Below are 21,309 nucleotides of genomic sequence, written 5' to 3'. Positions count from 1 at the left end.
TTCTCTCACTTCCCTGTGGCGATGCGCCGCCGCAAAGCGGCGACGCAAGGAGTTGGTGTCAAAGGCCGTTGGCGCGGAACTTGTCGTCGAGGAATTTCTTGGCGCGCGGCACATCGTCTTCCGAGAGATGCTCGATGATGACAGGAATGTTCGGGTTCTTCTGCGCCAGGCGCTGSAGRTAGAGATCGTAGTTGAGCGAACCGGTGCCCGGTGCGTTCAGCACCATCTCGCCGACCCCGCGGAACGTATGCGAGGCGAGCGCGTCATCATCGCCGATATCGGCGTGCTTCTCGCTTTTGTCGTCGCCGGCGCGCGCGACATCCTTGGCGTGCGCAATCTTGACCTTGTCGGCCAGCGTGTCGAACACCTGGTTCAGCACCTTGTCCATCTGGTCGATGTTGTGGCTTTCGAAATAGTTGGTCGGGTCCATCAGCAGGCCGAGACCGGGATGGTCGACCTGCGCGAACATGCGCACCGTTTCCTCGACCGAGCCGACGACATTGTTGACGTAGGTTTCGAGCAGGAACATCGAGCCGTGATCGTAGGCCTCCTGCGCCAGCTCGGCGATCACCTTGCGGCACATCTCGAAGCCCTCTTCGGACTTGTTCTTGGGATCGCTCATCCACTCGCTCTCGGTGTTGTAGGTGCCGGTCTCCGAGATCACGTAAGCACTGCCGAGCTGGCGGGCGTTGCGGATGATTTCCTTCAGCCGATCCACATTCGCCTTGCGGTGCGCGAGGTCGGGATGAATGACATTGGTGTAGCCCGAGATGCAGCAGATCGGCAGGTCGTAGCCACGAAACGTATCGCGCACCTTCTTGGCCTTGTCCTTGGTGATCTGGCCGGCCGACAGGTCGATATCCTTGAAATGCAGGTCGAGCTGTACGGTGTTGAAGCCGTGGCCGCGAATTTTCTTCGCCGTCTCTTCGAGCCCGTAGGGGAAATACCCTGTGAAAATTCCAGATTGCATCATGGCGTGAAGTCCTCCCTGTAAGCGATTCAGTTGATTCAGTTTGTCGAGATTTCCGAAAGCTTGACCGTGCGACCCTTGTCGATCGAGCGGTAGCCGGCTTCGACCAGCGCCATGGTCTTGACGTTGTCGGCGACCGAGAGCGCCGGCGGCGTGCCGGTCTTCACCGCGTGCTGCAGCTGTTCCATGACGCCGATAAAGGCGTGCGGGAACCACATCGTGTCCCAGCTCGGCGTCACCCATTTGCCGTCGGTGGTCTCGGTCGAGGCGTAGGTCAGCGTCGAGGCCGAGCCCGTCGGCCAGCCAATCGTGCCCTTGGCGACACCCTTGGTGCCGTCGACGCGCCAGTTGATGTGCTGGTCGTCCTTGTAGCCGTCCTGGCGAGGGCCGGACCAGACATCCTCCAGCGACACGGCGAGCACGCCGGACGGGAAGCGCAGCGTCGACACGGTGATGCCGTCGGAATGGTCGAATTTCGTGCGCGGGTCCTTGCGCGTCAGCGTCGTGATCTCGTCGGGATCGCCGAACAGAAAACGCAAAACGTCGAGATGGTGCACGCTCATATTGGCGAGCGTCAGCCGGTCATAATCCTCGAGAAAAGTCTGCCAGTGCGGGATGGCGTGCATGTCCATCTGCGCGAAGACGATGTCGCCCAGCGCGCCGCTGTCCATGATCTGCTTCAGCACACGCATCGACTGGTCGTAGCGCATGTTCTGGTTGACCGAGAGGATTTTGCCGGCCTTGGCGGCCGCGTCGCGCAGCTCGATCGCATCCTCGAGCGAAAGCGCCAGTGGTTTCTGCGCCAGGATCGCCTTGATGTGCTTCTGCTTCAGCGCATGGCGGATCAGTGCCGGCTGCTGGTCCGGCGGAAAGGCAAGGTCGATGATCTCGACGTTTTGATCCTCGATCAGCTGTTCAGGCGTGTCGTGGACGGTCGGGATGCTCCATCGCTTTGCGACCTTTTCGGCACTGGCTTTGGTGCGCGAGGCAATCGCCACCACGGGAAAACCCGCTTCGTGATAGGCAGCCAGATGGCATTCGGCCATGATCATGCCGGCGCCGACGCAGCCGATCCTGTATTCCTTCGTGCGGACCTTCACGTCCGGCTCAAAGCCCTTGTTTGCCATCTGGTCCTCCCGAAATCCTTCTCTGAGCGTCGCCGTCATCGTGCCAGCGCTCCCCCGCTCTGTCCGAAATAATGCACGCGGGCCGGCTCGCAGGATATCGCCACCATCGCGTCCGGCCTGATGTCGGGCTGGCCGCGCAGCAATGCCCGCAGCCGCGCCTGCCCGGCGGCCAGCGTCACCACCGTATAGCCGCCGAGCGGCTCGACCTCGAACACCCGCGCCGGACGGCTTGACGTCCCATCCACCCATGGCCCGACCTTGATGTCTTCCGGCCTGAGCCCGATCTCGACGGCATCGCTGGGAGCCTTTGCATCCGCAACGCGGATCGTGCCTTCCGCCGCCTCGACGCCGCCGGCGCCGCGCACCGATTTCAGGATATTCATCATCGGCGAACCGAGCAGCCGCGCCACATAGGTGCTGGCCGGCCGGTCGTAGATCTCGGACGGCGCGCCGATCTGCCGGATCTTTCCATTCTCCAGGATGGCGATGCGGTCGGCGACCGACATCGCCTCTTCCTGGTCGTGCGTGACATAGATCAGCGTCTTGCCGAGTTCGCGCTGGATGCGCTTCAACTCGACGCGCGTCTCCTCGCGCAGCCGGGCGTCGAGCGCCGAGATCGGATCATCCATCAGATAGGCATTTGGGTCGCGCACGAGCGCACGCGCGATTGCCACCCGCTGCCGCTCGCCACCCGAAAGCTGCGCCGGCGGCTTGTGCAGGATATGGCCGATATGCAGTTTCGCGGCGACATCGGCGACCCGCTTTTTGATCTGCAACTCGGCAACCCCGCGTTCGACCAGCGGGAAGCGCACATTGTCGAGCGCGCTCATATGCGGAAACAGCGCCAGGTTCTGGAACACCATGGCGACGTTGCGCTCAGCCGGCGACACCGCATTGACCGGCTTGCCGCCGATCAGGATCTCGCCCGTATCAGGCGCTTCGAGGCCGAGCACCAGCCGCAGGATCGTCGACTTGCCGGATAGCGGCGGACCAAAAAAACAAAAAAACTCGTTGTCGTTGACCGTGAACGAGGCGTCGTCGACGGCGAGTGTCTTGCCGTAGCGCTTGGTCACATTGCGGAAGACGATGTCGGCCATGGTTTCAGTCCGCTTTCATGGCGACGCCAGTGGCAGCGTCGAAGATGCGCACCGAATGAGCGGCCGGCGCGAGGGTGGCGGTCTGCCCGATCGCCAGGCCGACATCATTGTCGAACACCGCCTTCACCGCGCTCTCACCCTCGCCGAGATGAACGATGGTGCGCGCGCCGATCCGCTCGACGAACGTCACCGGCATCGACAGGCCCGGGCCGTGCTGCACCAGTGTCACCTGCTCCGGGCGAAAGCCGTAAAAAACTTCGCCGCGCGCACGGCGCACGGAAGCGGCGATATCGTCGGGCAGCGGTGGTGTCGCGCCAAGCGGGCCGAGGTCGACGACCAGGCCGCGATCGCTTTCCGCCAGCCAGCCCTTGAGCAGGTTCATGCCGGGCGCGCCGATGAAGCGGGCGACGAACAGGTTGACCGGATTGTTGTAGACCTCGAGCGGCGTGCCGACTTGCTGCAGCACGCCATGGTCCATGACAGCGATGCGGTCGGCCATGGTCATGGCTTCGAGCTGGTCGTGGGTGACATAGACCATGGTCTGCTTGAACTGGCGCTGCAACTGCTTCAGCTCGGTGCGCATGACGGCCCGGAAGGCGGCGTCGACATTGGACAACGGCTCGTCGAGCAGGAAAATCGCCGGCTCCATGATCGCCGAGCGGCCGATGGCCACCCGCTGCAGGATGTTGACCGACAGCCGGTCGGCCTTGCGGTCGAGCAGCGGCGTCAGCTGCAACATCTCGGCAATGGCGCCGACGCGGCGGTCGATCTCGGCCCGCGCCGCGCCGCGCATCTTCGGCCCGTAGGCAAGGTTCTGGCGCACCGTCATATGGGTGAAGATGGCGTAGTTCTGGAAGACGAAGCCGACGCCGCGCCGCCCCATCGACACGCCAGCCATGTCGCGCTCGCCAAACAGGATCTTGCCGCCGGTCGGCTCTTCCATGCCGGCGATCATGTTCATCGTCGTCGACTTGCCGCAGCCGGAGGGGCCGAGCAGCGCCATGAATTCGCCGTCCGATATCTCGAGGTCCATCGTCTTCAACGCGGTGAAGTCGCCGAATTTCTTGACCAGGTTCTGCAAATGGATGGCGCTCATGCCGGCACCGCCCGCGCCATGCGCTTCATGGCAAACACCGCAGCGATCGACAGCACGATCAGTATGGCCAGCGCGATCGCCGCGACATAGCCCCAGATCAGGTCCTGCGTGGTGAGCTTGTAGATGTAGACGGAGATGGTTTCGGTGGCGACGCCGGGACCGCCGCCGGTCATGATGTAGAGCGTGTCGAAGATCTTGAAATTCTCGATCACCCGGATCGCCAGCGCGATGATGATGATCGTCTTCATCTTCGGCAGCACGATGGTGACGAAGCGCTGCCACGGATTGGCGCCGAGCAGCGTCGCCGCCTTGATCTGGTCCTCGGGCACGCCGACCAGGCCGGCCAACAGGATGAGGAACATCAGCGGCGTCCACTGCCAGATGTCGGCGACCATGACGGCAAACAGCGCCAGTGTCGGATCCGACAGCCAGGCGATGGTCACAGGCGAACCGGTGAGCGACGACAGGATGTCGTTCACCGGGCCGCCCGACTGGAACAGCATGAAGAACATGTAGCCGGCCACCGCCGGCACCACCATCATCGGCATCAGCAGGATCGAATAGAAGATGCGCTTGCCCGGAAACTCGTCGGCAAACAACGTCGCCAGTGCCAAGCCGAGCAGGAATTCGACCGGCACGCAGACGATCATGACGATGGCCGTGCGCTTCAGCGCGCTCCAGAAGCGCGCATCGGCGGCAAGGTCGGTGTAGTTGGCAAAACTGTTCCACATCGACCAGGCGTTCCACCAGCCGAGGCCGGACAGCGGCGACCAGTCGGTCAGGCTGATGTAGAACTGCATCAGCAGCGGGAAGACGGCGATGAACAGCACCAGGATCTGCGCCGGCAGCGTCAGCCGGAAGCCGAGTTTTGCGCCGTCGTCCCGCGGGGCCGGCTTTGCCTGGACGGCGTTCATGTCGTCCTCCGAAATCGTCGCAGTCACCGCGCTCATTGTTTGAGCGCTCCGAAGGTCAGGCCGCGCACCAGATGGCGCTGGATGGCGATGCCCATGATCACGGGCGGCACCGCGGCGATCAGGCCAAGTGCTGCCTTGGCGCCGTAGAGCTGACCGGTCATCGAGGACGACAGCGAGGCCATATAGACGGGGATCGTCACCCATTCGCGCGTCGTCAAAAGCAGCGCGATCAGATAGTCGGACCAGTTGAGAATGAAGACGAAGAGTGCGGCACTCGCCAGCGGCGCGCGCATCATCGGCAGCGTGATGCGGGTAAAGACGCGCCACCGCGAACAGCCCTCGACCAGCGCCGCCTCCTCGATCTCGCGCGGCATGTCGTCAAAGAAGGTCTTCATCAGCCAGAAGGCGAAAGGCAGCGTGACGATGCCGTAGATCAGCGACAGGCCCCACCAGCTGTCGGTGAAGTTGAGAAAGGCCCACATGATCATGACAGGTGTCATCACCGCCATCGGCGGAAACAGCCTGAGCTGGATCAGCGCCAGCGGCAGGTTCTGCCCCGAGCCGAAGCGCGACAGCCCGTAGGCGGCGGCGGTGCCGGCGGACATGGCGATCATTGTTCCGAACGTGGCCGACAGCAGCGACGACAGGATCGGCTTCAGCGCATTGCGGTCGAGCGCGACGATAAGATTGTTGGTGGACTCGCCGAAGACGAAGCGGAAATTGCTCAGCGTCGGGTTTTTCGGCCACCATGTCAGCTCGGCGCCGGTCGCCGACCATTCGGCGATCGGCTTGAACGCCATCGACACCATCCACAGGATCGGGATCAACGTCACCGCCATCGCCGCGGCAATCGCGGCATAGCGGAATATCTCGAAGGGAACGGAACGCTTCATCTGGCTGCCTTGCTGGTGGCGTCGTTTGCGGAGGGAGGAGCGACAAGCCCCTCCCCTCCCTTTTGATCCCGGATCAGCTGATCGGATCGAGAACGGTCGGCCAGGCCTCCTTGTTGGTCTTGATGGCTTCGAGAAGCTTGTCCTCGCCGATGCGGCGGGCGATCTTCTTCCACTCGCTCTCGGTGTCGGCCATTGCCTGCTCTGCAGTCTTGGCCTTGGTCAGCGATGCCATCAGGTTTTCGTCCAGCGCATTGTGGAAGGCGGTGGCACCGGGATAGTTGATGGTCGGCACGGTCCGGGCGACCGTCTCGCGCACCACATCCATGTGGTAGGCGTGATAGGTCTGGCGGACCAGCGGATCGGAGAAGTCCGACAGCCGGAACGGATCGAAATAGCCGCCCGGATTGGCCGTCATCCAGGCGTAGATGCGCGCGGAGCCCAACCATTGCATCAGGAGATAGGCGACCTCCTGGTTCTTCGACTGCGATGAGACCATGCCGGTCAGCGAGAACCAGAGCACGGAACGGCTGATCAGCTTGCCGCCGATCTCGCGACCGGGCGGCAGCATGGAGCCGATCTTGCCGGTAACCTGGGAATCCTTGTTGCCGGCATTGTCGAGGAATTTCGGCAGGTTGGAGAAGGCGCAGGTCATGGCCGCACCGCCCTTGGCGAAATTGCCGTACTGCTCCGGCCAGCCCCACGAGATCGCATCTGGCGAATGATGCGCCAGCGAGGCGATGTATTCGTTGGTGGCGGCAATGCCCTGTTCCGAGTTGATCAGCGGCTTGCCGTCTTCGCCGAACAGGAACTGGTTGGGCGACGCCATCGAGACATAGCGCTGGTACCAGTTGGTGTAGCCCCAGCCCTGGTTGCGCAGGTCTGTCGAGCCGAACAAGCCCTTGTCCGGACGCTGGAAGAACGCCGCGATGTCGCCATGCTGCTTCCAGGTTTTCGGCGGCGCCAGGTCGTAACCGTATTTGTCCTTGAACGCCTTCTTCTCGGCTTCGTCGCCGAGCAGGTCGGTGCGATAGACCCAGGTCTGGAAGTCGCCGTCCAGCGACACGCCATAGGTCGAGCCGCGATATTTGTTGAGCAGCGACACGCCCTTGGCGCCGTCGACATAGCCGGTCTTGGGGTCGTCCCACTCCGGCTTGTACTGGGCGACGAAGTCGTCGAGCTTGGCGATGCCGCCGGTCTCGGCGAGATCACCGAGGCGGTTCCATTCCGTAGAGTAGATGTCGTAGGCCCCACCCTTGGTGGAGATGTCCTGCATCGTCTTGGTGAATTCCTGGCCGTTCGGCAGGCCGACGATTTCGATCGGAATTCCGGTTTCCTTTTCCCACAGATCCTTGATCGATGGCGCGCCGGCCGGGAACGGCTGCGTCAGCTGGCCGATCGAGCCATCCGACAGGCCGAGCACGATCTTGGCCGGCGCCTTGCCGGCGCCCTTGAGCGCCTTGGCCGCCTCGATGGCGCGGCCTTCAGGGGTGTCGGCGCCATATTGATAGCGCTCGGCGCCATCGAAGCCGGTCGGGCCACCGATCATGCCCGGCGCCAGCGCGTCGGCCGCAAAGGCGCGGCCGGGACGAATGAACTGCGGTGCGATACCTGCCGCGGCCACGAAGACGGCCGCCTTTCCACCGGACGCCAGCAAACGGCGCCGCGACATGCGGATCAAATCAGACATTGAAAACTCCTCCCTCAAGGCCTTGTTCCTCCATGGCCTCGATGATTGATATTGACGGCACTATGCAAAGGCTGTCAACATCATAAATAATCAAAAAACATCATAACATCGCAGAAGGGGAGAGAATATGCCTTACACCGACCGCCATCCACCGCTCCCGATGCCTATATTTGATGGGAAAATGCAGTGCGCCCCAAATTTGCGGCGGGGCCGCTTGATTTGGTTTAGCGCGATGGCTTGCGCATCGGCCAAGGCCGGTTACATCATTTCCCATCAGAATCGCCGACGGGGATGAACCGTCAATGCTATCCGGTTGCGTGATTTTGATGCTCTAGATGAGGTGATCGACAGTGCGGTCCACGCTGACAGACATAGCCCGGGAAGCCGGTGTTTCCCCGGCCACGGTCGACCGTGTGCTCAACAACCGTGCCGGTGTTCGGGCGCGCACCCGCGAAGTCGTGCTCGAAACCGCACAGCGGCTTGGCTACATCGCGGAGAATTCGAACAGCCCGGTGCCGCGTAGCGTCTTTTCCGGCGACGTCATCCGGCTCGACTTCGCGCTGCCCGCCGGCACCAACTCCTTCATCAAGATGCTGCATCGCCACATCGAGGCGCAGGCGCAGGCGCGGCCCGATCTCGACGTCCATGTCTCCACCATCGAAGGCTTCAATCCGGACCGGCTCGCCCGCCTGCTGCAGGACTTGCGCGGCCAGACGCAAGGTGTCGGCGTCATCGCGCTCGACCATCCGACGGTGCGCGAGGCGATCCGCTCTTTGTCGGCCAACGACATCAAGGTCGTCACCATCGCCTCAGACATCCAGCATGTGCCCAGGGTCGCCTATATAGGCATCGACAACCGCGCCGCCGGCCGGCTGGCCGGCTATCTGCTCAACCGCTTCATGGGATCAGGGCGTCCGGGCAAGGTGGCGTTGTTCGCCGGCTCGCTGTCCTATCGCGGCCATGAGGAACGCGAGATGGGTTTCCGCCACATACTGACGGAAGAATCGCCGAACCTGCAGATCGTCGAAATGCGCGAAATGCTCGACGACCGCGAGAAAGCCTATTCGGAGGCGTCGGCCCTTTTGGAGCGGCACCCGGATCTCGCCGCGATCTACAATGTCGGCGCCGGCAACACCGGCATTGCCCGCGCGCTGAAGGAGCGCGGGCGCGAACATTCGACCGTCTTTCTCGGCCACGAGGTAACGGACGGCACCAAGGACCTGCTGCTCGACGGCACGCTCGACGCGGTCATCGACCAGAACCCGCGCGTCGAGGCGCGCGAGGCGCTCAATACGCTGACCCATGCGGTGAAAGGCCTGCCCTATGAACTGCACCAGCCCAGGCTGCAGGTAATCTTCCGGGAAAACATCCCGGAGATTTGAGTTTTGGGCGGCTCGACCGATCCCACCTGCGGAGATCTAACCCTTGAACGTGTGGCGTTGGCAGTATGCGGGATCCCCGCATCGGTGATTTTTTTCGGCCTCCGATGGGTGCCGGCGCTTGCCAGGTGACAGGCGGTGACGCCGCGAGCGCCGGGTCGATCCGACAGTCAGTGATAACAGTCCCGCTATGCAATCAGGCGACCGGAAGGCATGAAACGGCGGCGAAGGGGCTCTGGTCAAACCATCGCAATGTGGTAGAGTGATCATACCAGTTAATCACTTGACGATCGGCGCGGCCATCGTTGGAAGATCAGGAGCAAGATTAGATGACAACGATTGCGCTGTTCGGTGCCGGCGGGAAAATGGGCTACCGCCTATCGACCAATTTTCGCGGATCGCCCTACACTATACGCCATGTCGAGGTCAGCGAGGCCGGCCGCGAGCGGCTGAAGTCGGGGCTGGGCTTCGATGCCCTCAGCGCCGATGAAGCGCTCGACGGGGCCGATGTGGTGATCCTGGCGGTTCCCGATACGCATATCGGCAAGGTGGCGGCCAGCATCGAGAGCAAGCTTGCATCAGGCACGATGGTGGTGGTGCTCGACGCAGCCGCACCGTTCGCCGGCCATTTGCCGAAGCGGCCGGACCTGACCTATTTCGTCACCCATCCCTGCCATCCGCCGATCTTCAACGACGAGACCGACATGGCGGCCAAGAAGGACTATTTCGGCGGTGTCAAGGCCAAGCAGCATATGGTCAGCGCACTGATGCAAGGACCGGAAGAGGATTTTGCCAAGGGCGAGGCGATCGCCAAGATTATCTGGGCGCCGGTGATGCGCTCACACCGTGTCACTGTCGATCAGATGGCGTTGCTGGAGCCCGGCCTTTCGGAAACCGTATGCGCCTCGCTGCTCGTCGTCATGAAGGAAGCCGTCGACGAGGTCGTCGCGCGCGGCGTCGACAAGCAAGCCGCGCTCGACTTCCTGCTCGGCCATATGAATGTGCTCGGCGCCGTCATCTTCGGCGAAACCAAAGGGGTGTTCTCCGACGCCTGCAACAAGGCGATCGAGTTCGGCAAGCCGGTGCTGATGCGCGACGACTGGAAGCGGGTGTTCGAGCCGGAAGAGATCGCCGCGAGCATTCAGCGCATCACCTGAGTAGCGGGCGATGTTCGGCCGCTCATCAGGTACATGTCATCTGAATTTGTGGTTGACTCATCATACCAGTTGGCTTAGCTGTTGATGGCTCGGATCGACAAGGTTTCGCAGGGCCTGGACGAGTGGAGGGACGGCGGGGGAGCAACGATCGTCAGGGGAAGCCGGCAAACGGCTTTCGAGCCTGAACCGATCAGCGGCCCGCGCCGCGCGACGAATTCGAATGCAGACAGTGGCCTTGGTTGACCAAGGCATTTTTCAAACGGGAGGACATCATGAGACTCACACGCAGAATGACACTTGCGGCTTTCGCCGGCATGCTGGCGCTTGGTACGGCGGCGCCCGCCTATGCGGCGGACCTCATCGCCATCATCACGCCGTCGCATGACAATCCGTTCTTCAAGGCGGAAGCCGTCGGCGCCGAAGCCAAGGCCAAGGAGCTCGGCTACGAAGCGCTGGTGCTCGTGCATGACGACGATGCCAACAAGCAGTCCGAGCTGATCGACACGGCAATCGGTCGCGGCGCCAAGGCGATCATCCTCGACAATGCCGGCGCCGACGCCACCGTCGCCGCCGTGCAGAAGGCCAAGGACGCGGGCGTGCCTTCGTTCCTGATCGATCGCGAGATCAATGCCACCGGCGTTGCCGTGGCGCAGATCGTTTCGAACAACTACCAGGGCGCCCAGCTCGGCGCGCAGGAATTCGTTAAGCTGATGGGCGAGAAGGGCAATTTCGTCGAGCTGGTCGGCAAGGAATCCGACACCAATGCCGGCATCCGCTCGAAGGGTTATCACGATGTCATCGACGACTATCCGGACCTGAAGATGGTCGCCCAGCAGTCGGCCAACTGGAGCCAGACCGAGGCCTACGCCAAGATGGAATCGATCCTGCAGGCCAACCCCGACATCAAGGGCGTCATCTCCGGCAACGACACGATGGCGATGGGCGCCTATGCGGCGCTGGTAGCGGCGAACCGCAAGCACGTCATCGTCGTCGGCTTCGACGGATCGAACGACGTGCGTGACTCGATCACCGCGGGCGGCATCAAGGCAACCGTCCTGCAGCCGGCTTACGCGCAGGCGCAGATGGCGGTCGAACAGGCCAACGACTTCATCAAGAACAAGAAGTCGCCCGAGAAGGAGAAGCAGCTGATGGACTGCCTTCTGGTCAATGGCGACAATGCTGCCAAGCTGGAAACGTTTGCGCTGACCAACTGAGCCGGCGTGACATGACTAGCGAGGGGCGACTCAAGGGTCGTCCCTCGCCGCCATTTTCCGTGGGTGCCGACAACCATGCTGAACAACAGGCCGCCATGCTGAACAACAAGCCGACCTGGCCGATCCTTGCCGTGACGATCGGCATCAGCCTGACCGCCTGCAAGATTCTGCCGACTCCCTCGGGGGATAGCGGCAATGCCGCAGCGTTCAATCCGGACAAGATGGTCGAGGAGATCTGGGCCGCCAAGGTCGTACCCTACCTCCAGCGGAAGGCCGGACCGTTTGCCGAGGTTCACGCGCTGGCGAAAACCAATCCCGCTTCCGCCGGCGCCAAATATGGCAATCCGAACAAGCAGGCGAACTCGCCCTGGACCTTCGCGGTTCGCGTAGAGGGCAAGATCATCGCCGCCAACACGGCGTCGCGCGCGGCGACCATGGATATCGATGTCGATGGTGACGGCAAGGCCGATGCGCGGGTGCAGATCGGACCGGCAATGCGGGGAACCGCGCTGCGCGACAGCCTCGATTTCATCCAGTTCAACGATTTTACCAACCAGATCGATTTTGCCCAATTCGGCAAGGCGTTCAATGCCTATGCCGACAAGACAGTGCTTTCCAAACTGCCGCGCGACGCGCTGGATGGCCGGACCGCCAGGGTTCTCGGCGCCTACACGCTCGAAAGCGGCCAGGACTTGCCGCTGGTGACGCCGGCGGAGGCAGAAATCGGGCCGAAGCCATGAGTGCTGGCGTCGCTCACGATGTCATCCTGAAGCTGGAGGACGTCTCGAAAGTCTATTCCGGCACCGTTGCGGTCAAGCGCGCGAATTTCGAGGTGCGCAAGGGCGCGGTCAATGTGCTGGTCGGCGAAAACGGGGCCGGCAAATCGACGCTGATGAAGATCATCGCCGGCGTCGAACAGCCGACTCTCGGCCGGATTCTTCTGGAAGGGGAGGAGGTCTCCTTCTCTTCGTCCGGCGACGCGGTGAACCGCGGCATCGGCATGGTGTTCCAGGAACTGAACCTGTTCGGCAATATGACCGTGGCCGAGAACATTTTCGCTACGCGCGAAATCACCAACCGGTTCCGCAAGATCGACCGCAAGGAGCAGGAGCGCCGCGCGGCGCAATTTCTCGAACGCCTGCAGGCCGGGATCCGTCCGGACATGCTGGTTGAGGATCTGCGCATCGGCCAGCAGCAGCTGGTCGAGATCGCCAAGGCGGTTTCGCTGGATGCGCGCATCCTGATCATGGACGAGCCGACCTCGGCGCTGAGTGCGGCGGAGGTCGAGATCCTGTTCAAGGTGATTGCCGATCTCAAGGCGCGCGGCGTCGCCATCGTCTACATCTCGCACCGGTTGGAAGAGCTGATCCGGATCGGCGATTACATCACCGTGCTGCGCGACGGGCACATCACCGGCCAGGAAGAAATGAAAAACGTCGACACGCGGTGGATCGTGCGACAGATGATCGGCTCCGACGCCAAGGATTTTGCCAAGGCTGACGGCCATGTTCCCGGCGAAGAAATATTCCGCGCCGAGGACATCTGCCTGCCGCGCGCGACCGGCGGGCTGGCGGTCGACCATGTGTCGCTGTCGCTGCGCGCCGGCGAGATTCTGGGCATCTACGGCCTGATGGGCGCCGGGCGTAGCGAGCTGTTCGACTGCATCATGGGCCGCCATGGCCAGGCCACCGGAACGATCTTCATCGCCGGCAAAAAGGTCAAGGAGCGCGACACGACGCGGCGCATCCGGCGCGGACTGGCGCTGATCCCCGAAGACCGCCAGCGCGAAGGGCTGGTGTCGATCCTGTCGGTCGCCAGCAATCTGACGCTGGCCAGCCTGTCGCGGTTTGTCCGCCTGTTCCACATCCGTGGCGGCCCCGAAAAGCAGGCGGTGACGCAGATGGTGCGGGAACTGGCGATCAAGGTCGCCGACCCGGCGCAGGAGGTGTCGTCGTTGTCCGGCGGCAACCAGCAGAAGGTGGTGATCGGCAAGGCGCTGCTCACCGGACCGAAGGTACTGCTGATGGATGAGCCGAGCCGCGGCATCGATGTCGGCGCCAAGGCCGACGTCTTCCGCACCATGCGCAAACTGTCGCGCGATGGGCTGGGCATTCTCTTCGCCACCTCCGATCTCGACGAGGTGATGGCGCTGTCCGACCGCATCGCGGTGATGAGCAATGGAAAACTGACCGGCATGTTCGATCGCACCGAGGCGACGGAGGCAGCCCTGGTCGCCGCTTCCGCACTTGGCCACGGACCGGCCCCGCACACGGAGAACCCATGACTGACATCCCGGCCAAGGCGGCTGTCTCCTCCGTCCCGAGTGGCTCCCTGCTGCTGACGCTGATGAAGGCGAGGACGTTCATCGCGCTGATCGCCGTCTTGATCTTCTTCTCGATCGCGGCGCCGAATTTCCTGTCGACCGCCAATCTGATCCTGATGTCGAAACACGTGGCGCTGAATGCATTCCTGGCCATGGGCATGACCTTCGTCATCATCACCGGCGGCATCGACCTTTCGGTCGGCTCGATCGTCGGCCTGTGCGGCATGGTCGCCGGCTACCTCGTGCTCAACGGCATCGATCTGCAGATTGGCTACACCATCTATTTCAACGTCGTCGAGATCGCGCTGATCACGCTGGCGGTAGGCATCCTGATCGGCGCCGTCAACGGGTTGCTGATCACCAGGCTGAATGTCGCTCCGTTCATCGCCACGCTTGGCGTGCTCTATGTCGCGCGCGGCCTGGCGCTGCTGTCGTCGGATGGCCGCACCTTCCCCAACCTGGCCGGCAAACCGGAGCTCGGCACCACCGGGTTTGGCTTCCTCGGCGCCGGCCGGCTGCTCGGCCTGCCGGTGGCGATCTGGATCCTGATCGTCGTTGCGCTGGCGGCGGCCTATCTCGCCAAATACACGCCGCTCGGCCGCCATATCTTCGCCGTTGGCGGCAATGAACGGGCGTCGCGAATTTCCGGCGTCCGTGTCAACATGGTGAAAATGTTCGTCTACATGTTCTCCGGTTTCTGCGCAGCGATCGTCGGCCTGATCATCTCGTCCGAGCTGATGGCCTCGCATCCGGCAACAGGTGAAAGTTTTGAGCTCAACGCCATTGCGGCGGCGGTGCTCGGCGGCACCTCGATGTCGGGCGGGCGCGGCACGATCGGCGGCACCATTGTCGGCGCCTTCGTTATCGGCATTCTTTCGGACGGGTTGGTGATGATGGGGGTGAGTTCGTTCTGGCAGATGGTGATCAAGGGCCTCGTCATCATCGTCGCGGTCGTCGTCGACCAGGCGCAGCGCCGGCTGCAGAGCCGGGTGACGCTGATGCAGATGGCAAAGGCAGGCTGAGCATGGCGGAGTTGCGGGGAGCGCTGATCGGTTGCGGCTTCTTTGCCGTCAACCAGATGCATGCCTGGCGCGACATTGAAGGCGCCTCGATTGTCGCCATCTGCGACCGCGATCCGGACCGGCTGCGGATCGTAGGCGACCAGTTCGGCGTTGCCAAGCGCTACACCGACGCGGCTGCTTTGTTCGAAAGCGAAAGCTTGGATTTCGTCGATATCGCCACCACGGCGCCGAGCCATCGTCCGCTGGTCGAGATGGCGGCACAGCACCGCGTTCCGACAATCTGCCAAAAACCGTTCGCGCCGACGCTTGCCGACGCCAAGGCAATGGTGAAGGCCTGCGTCGATGCCGCCGTACCGCTGATGGTGCATGAGAACTTTCGCTGGCAGTCGCCGATCCAGGCGGTGCGCGCGGTGCTCGACAGCGGTGAGATCGGCACGCCCTTCTTTGGACGCATCTCCTTCCGCTCCGCCTATGACGTGTTTTCCGGCCAGCCCTATCTCGCCAAGGGCAAGCGTTTCATCATCGAGGACCTCGGCATCCATAGTCTCGACATCGCCCGCTTCCTGCTCGGCGACGTCTCGACGATCACGACGCGAACGGCGCGCATCAACCCTGCCATCGCCGGCGAGGACGTCGCGACGATGCTGATGGATCACAAGAGCGGCGCGATGTCTGTCGTTGATTGCAGCTACGCGACGAAGCTTGCCATGGAGCCGTTTCCGGAAACGCTGATCGAGATCGACGGCAGCGACGGCACCATCCGGCTGGCGCAAGGATACCGGCTCACGGTCACTGGCAGAAGCGGCACGAAGATCACCGACATCTCGCCGCCGTTGCTGCCCTGGGCATCGCGGCCCTGGCACAACATCCAGGAGAGCGTCGTTGCCATCCAACAGCACTGGGTCGACTGCCTCGCAAAGGCAACCGAGCCGGCGACTTCGGGGGCGGACAATCTCAAGACCTTCGCGCTGGTCGAGGCCGCCTATCTGGGCGCGGCGAGCCACGAACCTGTCCACCTCGATGCCTTGCTGAAATGACAGCCGACGCCTTCCTCCTCTACGGTACCCATACCGTCGAAGCCGAGCCAGTCAGGCTGAGTGCGGGCCTGCTCAGCGCCGACTTCGTCAACGGCAATCTGCGCACCATCCGCCATAGCGGCACCGAGGTGCTGCGCGCCATCGCCTATATCGTGCGCGACCGCGACTGGGGCACTTACGAGCCTGAACTGACCGACCTTGTCATCAACCAGGGCGCCGACACTTTCTCGGTCGGCTACACGGCGAGCTGCGTCGGGCCGGATGCAAGCCGGCTCAGCTTCCGCGCCACCATCAAGGGCTCCGCCAGCGGCGAACTGTTGTTCGATGTCAGCGCTCTAACTGATAGGGACTTCGAGACCAATCGCTGCGGCTTCTGCATCCTGCATCCGATCGCTGGCCTGGCCGGCAGCCCGGTCACTGTCGAGCATACCGACGGCAGTGTGGTGGCGACGAAACTGCCGCTTTTGATCGATCCCTGGCAGCCTTTCAGGGATTTGCGCGCCATCACCCATGAGGTGAGGCCCGGTGTCAGTGCCGAGTGCCGGATGGAAGGCGATACCTTTGAGATGGAGGACCAGCGCAACTGGTCGGACGCCTCCTACAAGACCTATGTGCGGCCGTTGGCGCTGCCATGGCCCTATTTGCTGCCGGCCGGGCAAACCGTCAGACAAACGGTCAGCCTGCGCATCACCGGCGACGGGACGCTGCCGGTTGTCGCGGCAAGCAGCGAACCGGTCCGTGTCGAGCTTGGTGAGGCCGGGCAGAGGCTGCCGGATATCGGCGTGATTATCTACCCGGATGAGGTCGAAGCAGCACTTGTGAACCTGCCGGTGCTCTCTACGCTTGGCCCGCAACAGCTGATCTTCCACTACGATCCCACGCGCGGCCATGGGCTCGACGCTCTGCACTCCTTTGCCCGGCTCGCAGCAGCCTATCCAGCCGACACGACGCTGGAATGCGTCGTCGCCTGTGCCGGCGATCTCGATGCTGAACTTTCAGCCGTCGCCGACATGGTGCGCCAGGCTGGGCTAAAACTCTCGGCCATCGCCGTCTCGCCTTCGGTCGACCGGCAGTCGACGCCGCCGGGCAGTGCGTGGCCGGATTGTCCGCCGCTCGAAGACGTCTATGCCGCGGCACGGCACGCCTTTCCCGATATCCGCCTTGGCGGCGGAATGTTCAGCTATTTCACCGAACTCAACCGCAAGCGCGTGCCGGCAGACCAGCTCGATTTCGTCACCCACTGCACCTGCCCGATCGTGCACGCCGCCGACGATCTCAGCGTCATGCAATCGCTGGAGGCGCTGCCCTTGATCACCGCATCAGTGCGGGCGATCTTCGGGGCAAAGCCCTACCGGATCGGCCCGTCGACGATTGCCATGCGCCAGAACCCCTATGGTGGCGCGACCAAGGCCAATCCCGGGGGACAGCGCATCGCCATGGCCGATCGCGACCCTCGTCATGCCGGCCTGTTCTCCGCCGCGTGGACGATCGGCTATGCCGCGCGCGTCGCGCCGGCAGGGCTGGAGGTGCTCACGCTCTCCGGCTTCACCGGACCATTCGGCGTGCTGGCCGCCTCCGGGGAACCCGTCGCGGAAGGATCTCCCCGGCCGATCTTCCAAGCCATCAGGGGGCTTTGTGAAATGGCCGGCCTTGCGCATGTGGCGGCAGGGACAAGCGACGAGACCAGGGTGCTGGCGCTGGCCGGCCGCTCCGCTTCGGGCAAGACCGTCACGTGGCTGGCGAACCTGACGGCGGACGATGTACCGGTCGACATCTCAGCGCTTGGCCGAGGCCAGTTCGTGATGGCGCCCTACGCGATTGCCCGGTTCGGCTGAGCTATTTTTCGGAATTCATCACATAGAGCGCGCGCGAGCGCTCGAGATGCTTGATCATCGCCTTCTCGGCGCCGTCGGCATCTTTCTTCTCGATGCGGCCGATGATCTCTTCATGCTCGGTCAACGTGAACTTTTCCTTGCCGGTCCAGATCAGCATTTCGGTGTGATATTCCTTCAGCCAACCCAGCATCGCCTCGCTGACGGCGACATAGATCGGGTTGCCTGAAATGGCCGCGATCTGGGTGTGAAACTTCATGTCGGCGGAAATGAAGGCTTCGGAAACGCCGCGAAAGCCGCGCTGTTCGGCAACGGTGGCCCGCAGGCGCTCGACGTCCTCGGCGGTGGCGTTTTCGGCCGCTTCCCTGACCATGCCGCGCTCGAAGAAGATGCGCGCGGTTTTAAGGTGCTCCAGCGTGTCCTTCGACGACGACAGGATGATCTTGGCGGCGCCGTCGACCTGTTTGATGATCGACTTGGCAGTCAGCTGCAGCACCTTGGCGCGCTCGCCATGCGAGATGGCGACGAGGCCCATATTGCTCAGTGCCTGCATCGCCTCGCGGATGGCGGGCCGGCCGACCTCGAAGCGCTCCATCAGCTCGCGCTCCGACGGCATGTCGTCGCCCGGCGTCAATTCTCCGCTGGTGATCAGGCGCTTCAGCCGCAAAAATACTTCGTCGGAAAGTTTGCGCCGGACGATCGGCTCCGAACGGTTCATCGTCGCGAATCACTCCCTTGACCGGTGTCTATCTAGCACTGCCGCCACGATTTCCAGAATGCCTGCCGGCCAATCTGCTCATATCGTGCGAGCAGGATATTGCTTGCAAAGCTTATGTACTCATTATACCAGATTTCGACGATCAAGGAACTCTTTTCGAACCTCCTTAGGCCTCAGACGACGAACCATGATCACGCTCACCTACCGCATCGAAACATCAGGCAGCATCGAGGCGCTGGCAGCCAAGATCGCCAGCGACCAGTCGACCGGAACCTTCGTTGCGCTGCCCGGCGAAACCGAGGAACTGAAGGCCCGGGTGGCGGCGCATGTTCTGGCGATACGGCATTTGCCTGACGCCCTTCGGCCCTCCATTCCCGAAGCCGGTGATGGGCCCTTCAAGCGCGCGGATGTTGACATCGCCTTTCCGTTCGATGCCATCGGCACCGACCTCTCGGCGCTGATGACCATTGCCATCGGCGGCGCCTATTCGATCAAGGGCCTATCCGGCATTCGCGTCGTCGACATGAAACTGCCGGAGGACTATCGCGGCGCGCATCCAGGTCCTCAGTTTGGCGTCGCCGGCAGCCGCCGGCTGACCGGAGTCGAGGGCCGCCCGATCATCGGCACTATAGTCAAGCCGGCGCTGGGGCTCAGGCCGCACGAGACGGCCGCAATGGTGGGCGAGCTGATCGCCGCCGGCGTCGATTTCATCAAGGACGACGAGAAGCTGATGAGCCCGGCCTATTCGCCCTTGGCGGAACGGGTGAAGGCAATCATGCCGCTGATCCTCGACCATGAGCAGAGGACCGGCAAGAAGGTGATGTACGCCTTCGGCATCTCGCATGCCGACCCCGACGAGATGATGCGCAACCACGACCTTGTCGCCAAGGCCGGCGGCAATTGCGCGGTGGTCAACATCAATTCCATCGGCTTTGGCGGCATGGCTTTCCTCAGGAAGCGCTCCAGCCTGGTGCTGCACGCCCACCGCAACGGCTGGGACATTCTCACCCGCCATCCCGGCCTCGGCATGGACTTCAAGGTCTGGCAAAAATTCTGGCGGTTGCTCGGCGTCGACCAGTTCCAGATCAATGGCATTCAATCGAAATACTGGGAGCCGGACGCGTCCTTCGTCGAGTCCTTCAAGGCGGTGACGACGCCGATCTTTGCGCCTGAGGATTGTGCCTTGCCGGTGGCGGGCTCCGGCCAATGGGGCGGGCAAGCGCCCGAGACGTACGAGCGAACCGGCCGTACGGTCGATCTGCTCTATCTCTGCGGCGGCGGCATCGTCAGCCACCCGGACGGGCCGGGCGCCGGCGTGCGTGCCGTGCAGCAGGCCTGGCAAGCGGCGGTCGACGGCATTCCGCTGGCGGAGTTCGCCTTGAGCCATCCTGAGCTGGTGCGGTCGATCGAAAAATTCGGCAACGGCAAGGCAGCCTGAAGCGATGCAAGACCTGCTGCTCAGCTATTATGGCGATGACCTCACCGGTTCGACCGACGTGATGGAGGCGCTTGAACTCGGCGGCGTGCCGACGGTGCTGTTCATGCGCCAGCCGGACGCGGCGCAGCTGGCGCAGTTCAACCATTGCCGCGCGATCGGATTAGCCGGCACCAGCCGCAGCGAGACGCCGCACTGGATGGACACGAACCTGCGCGATGCGTTCGCCTGGCTGAAGACGCTGAACGCAGCGATCTGCCACTACAAGGTCTGCTCGACCTTCGATTCCAGTCCGACGATCGGCAGCATCGGCCGGGCGATCGAGATCGGCCGCTCGGTCTTTACGCAGGACAGCGTGCCGCTGCTGGTCGGCGCGCCGCAGCTCAAGCGCTACACCGCCTTTGGCCACCTGTTCGCCGCCTATCGGGAAAAGTATTTCCGCATCGACCGCCATCCGGTGATGAGCCGCCACCCGACCACGCCGATGGATGAGTCCGATCTGCTGATCCATCTGTCACGACAAACGGAGCTGACGTCAGGGCTGGTCGATCTCGCGACGCTGCAGTCGGCGGGCCGGTCGGAAGCCTTCGACCGTGTGGTCGCCGAGGGCACCGCTATCGTGCTTGTCGATGTTGACAGCCTGGAAACGCAGGCGCTTGCTGGCAAGGAGATTTGGCGTAGCCGCAAGCCCGGTGGCACCTTCGTCGTCGGCTCGTCCGGCGTCGAGTACGCGTTGCTCGCCGAATGGGCGGAGACTGCCGTCGTTCGGGCCGCGTCCCGCTTTTCTCCGCCAGGTGCCGCCAACCGGATCGCCGTCGTGTCGGGCAGTTGCTCGCCGACCACGGAAAGGCAGATCCGGCACGCTTTGACCGACGGCTTCGACGGCATCGAGGTCGATCCCGTCGAACTGGTCTCGGAGACGTCCGAACAGGCGATAGCGCGCGCGGCGGCAAGCGGCCGCGCCAGCCTGGAAGCCGGGCGCAGCGTCATCCTCTACACCGCGCTCGGACCTGCGGCCGATCGCGGCGCCGAGATCGACCGCCAGGAAGGCGCCCGCCACAAGCTTGGCCGCGGCCTTGGTGCGCTGCTGCGGCAACTGACCGAAGATCAGGACCTAAAGCGCGTCATCCTCGCCGGCGGCGACACGTCGAGCCATGCGCTGGGGCAGATGGGCGTCGATGCGCTGACGGTCAGGATGCCGCTGCCGGCGTCACCAGGCTCGCCGCTCTGCGTCGCCCATTCGCGCGTCAAGGCGATCGACGGGCTGGAGGTTGCGTTGAAGGGCGGGCAGGTAGGAACCGACCGCTATTTCTCGTCCATCCGTGACGGCCTTCGCGGTTGATGTGGCGTTAGGCTGGTAAACCGCCAGACCTGGTGAGGAACAGGCGCTGTCCAATAGCGCTTCAAC

The 21,309-nt window shown here is 63.2% G+C and carries 18 protein-coding genes; 10 read left to right on the top strand and 8 right to left on the bottom strand.

Going from position 1 to position 21,309, the window contains the following annotated elements; genetic code table 11:
- Positions 1 to 58: 58 nt before the first annotated feature.
- The 7 genes from AC1DXN_RS28900 to AC1DXN_RS28870 all read right to left on the bottom strand — a co-directional run bounded on the left by AC1DXN_RS28900 (position 59) and on the right by AC1DXN_RS28870 (position 7,784).
- The gene (locus AC1DXN_RS28900; protein ID WP_477244080.1) at positions 59 to 973 is read right to left on the bottom strand and encodes a sugar phosphate isomerase/epimerase family protein; all 915 of its coding nucleotides are present in this window, start codon (positions 971 to 973) and stop codon (positions 59 to 61) included.
- Between the two features lie 35 nt (positions 974 to 1,008).
- The gene (locus AC1DXN_RS28895) at positions 1,009 to 2,097 is read right to left on the bottom strand and encodes a Gfo/Idh/MocA family protein (protein WP_477277915.1); all 1,089 of its coding nucleotides are present in this window, start codon (positions 2,095 to 2,097) and stop codon (positions 1,009 to 1,011) included.
- A gap of 35 nt (positions 2,098 to 2,132) precedes the next feature.
- On the bottom strand, positions 2,133 to 3,194 hold the full coding sequence (locus AC1DXN_RS28890; RefSeq protein ID WP_477277914.1) for an ABC transporter ATP-binding protein: 1,062 nt from the start codon (positions 3,192 to 3,194) through the stop codon (positions 2,133 to 2,135).
- Between the two features lie 4 nt (positions 3,195 to 3,198).
- Positions 3,199 to 4,290: an ABC transporter ATP-binding protein gene (locus AC1DXN_RS28885; protein WP_477277912.1), complete on the bottom strand. Its 1,092-nt coding sequence runs from the start codon at positions 4,288 to 4,290 to the stop codon at positions 3,199 to 3,201.
- Positions 4,287 to 5,240: a carbohydrate ABC transporter permease gene (locus AC1DXN_RS28880; RefSeq protein WP_477277910.1), complete on the bottom strand. Its 954-nt coding sequence runs from the start codon at positions 5,238 to 5,240 to the stop codon at positions 4,287 to 4,289. The genes AC1DXN_RS28885 and AC1DXN_RS28880 overlap by 4 nt, the downstream gene beginning before the upstream one ends.
- On the bottom strand, positions 5,237 to 6,097 hold the full coding sequence (locus AC1DXN_RS28875) for a carbohydrate ABC transporter permease (protein ID WP_477244070.1): 861 nt from the start codon (positions 6,095 to 6,097) through the stop codon (positions 5,237 to 5,239). The genes AC1DXN_RS28880 and AC1DXN_RS28875 overlap by 4 nt, the downstream gene beginning before the upstream one ends.
- 73 nt (positions 6,098 to 6,170) lie before the next feature.
- The gene (locus tag AC1DXN_RS28870; protein ID WP_477277908.1) at positions 6,171 to 7,784 is read right to left on the bottom strand and encodes an extracellular solute-binding protein; all 1,614 of its coding nucleotides are present in this window, start codon (positions 7,782 to 7,784) and stop codon (positions 6,171 to 6,173) included.
- 350 nt (positions 7,785 to 8,134) lie between these two features.
- Between AC1DXN_RS28870 and AC1DXN_RS28865 the strand changes: the two genes are divergently transcribed.
- The 8 genes from AC1DXN_RS28865 (at position 8,135) to apnL (ending at position 17,751) form a co-directional block, all read left to right on the top strand.
- Positions 8,135 to 9,166 (top strand): LacI family DNA-binding transcriptional regulator, encoded by a 1,032-nt coding sequence (locus tag AC1DXN_RS28865; protein WP_477244066.1) that lies wholly within the window; start codon positions 8,135 to 8,137, stop codon positions 9,164 to 9,166.
- Positions 9,167 to 9,492: 326 nt separating this feature from the next.
- Complete coding sequence (locus AC1DXN_RS28860; protein WP_477277906.1) at positions 9,493 to 10,320, top strand: phosphogluconate dehydrogenase C-terminal domain-containing protein; 828 nt, start codon at positions 9,493 to 9,495, stop codon at positions 10,318 to 10,320.
- 272 nt (positions 10,321 to 10,592) lie between these two features.
- Positions 10,593 to 11,534, top strand: a complete 942-nt coding sequence (locus AC1DXN_RS28855; RefSeq protein ID WP_477277904.1) for a substrate-binding domain-containing protein — start codon at positions 10,593 to 10,595, stop codon at positions 11,532 to 11,534.
- A 95-nt stretch (positions 11,535 to 11,629) separates the two neighbouring features.
- Positions 11,630 to 12,274, top strand: coding sequence for a DUF2291 family protein (locus AC1DXN_RS28850; protein ID WP_477277902.1), 645 nt, complete (start codon positions 11,630 to 11,632; stop codon positions 12,272 to 12,274).
- Positions 12,271 to 13,818, top strand: a complete 1,548-nt coding sequence (locus tag AC1DXN_RS28845; RefSeq protein ID WP_477277900.1) for a sugar ABC transporter ATP-binding protein — start codon at positions 12,271 to 12,273, stop codon at positions 13,816 to 13,818. The genes AC1DXN_RS28850 and AC1DXN_RS28845 overlap by 4 nt, the downstream gene beginning before the upstream one ends.
- Positions 13,815 to 14,879 (top strand): ABC transporter permease, encoded by a 1,065-nt coding sequence (locus AC1DXN_RS28840; RefSeq protein ID WP_477277898.1) that lies wholly within the window; start codon positions 13,815 to 13,817, stop codon positions 14,877 to 14,879. The genes AC1DXN_RS28845 and AC1DXN_RS28840 overlap by 4 nt, the downstream gene beginning before the upstream one ends.
- A 2-nt stretch (positions 14,880 to 14,881) precedes the next feature.
- The gene (locus tag AC1DXN_RS28835) at positions 14,882 to 15,916 is read left to right on the top strand and encodes a Gfo/Idh/MocA family protein (RefSeq protein ID WP_477277896.1); all 1,035 of its coding nucleotides are present in this window, start codon (positions 14,882 to 14,884) and stop codon (positions 15,914 to 15,916) included.
- Positions 15,913 to 17,751: a D-apionate lactonase gene (gene apnL / locus AC1DXN_RS28830; protein WP_477277894.1), complete on the top strand. Its 1,839-nt coding sequence runs from the start codon at positions 15,913 to 15,915 to the stop codon at positions 17,749 to 17,751. Before AC1DXN_RS28835 ends, apnL begins: the two co-directional genes overlap by 4 nt.
- A 1-nt stretch (position 17,752) precedes the next feature.
- Here the strand turns inward: apnL and AC1DXN_RS28825 are convergent, their stop codons facing one another.
- Complete coding sequence (locus tag AC1DXN_RS28825; protein WP_477277892.1) at positions 17,753 to 18,466, bottom strand: transcriptional regulator NanR; 714 nt, start codon at positions 18,464 to 18,466, stop codon at positions 17,753 to 17,755.
- A gap of 187 nt (positions 18,467 to 18,653) precedes the next feature.
- Here AC1DXN_RS28825 and oiaX point away from each other — a divergent pair, with 187 nt between their 5' ends.
- Both oiaX and AC1DXN_RS28815 read left to right on the top strand, forming a co-directional pair.
- Positions 18,654 to 19,904, top strand: coding sequence for a 3-oxo-isoapionate-4-phosphate decarboxylase OiaX (gene oiaX / locus AC1DXN_RS28820; protein ID WP_477277890.1), 1,251 nt, complete (start codon positions 18,654 to 18,656; stop codon positions 19,902 to 19,904).
- A gap of 4 nt (positions 19,905 to 19,908) precedes the next feature.
- Complete coding sequence (locus AC1DXN_RS28815; RefSeq protein ID WP_477277888.1) at positions 19,909 to 21,243, top strand: four-carbon acid sugar kinase family protein; 1,335 nt, start codon at positions 19,909 to 19,911, stop codon at positions 21,241 to 21,243.
- Positions 21,244 to 21,309: the final 66 nt, after the last annotated feature.

Source organism: Mesorhizobium sp. P2_H9, assembly GCF_056403215.1.
Note: the sequence above shows the minus strand (reverse complement) of the source record. Positions and strands in the feature narration are given on the sequence as shown.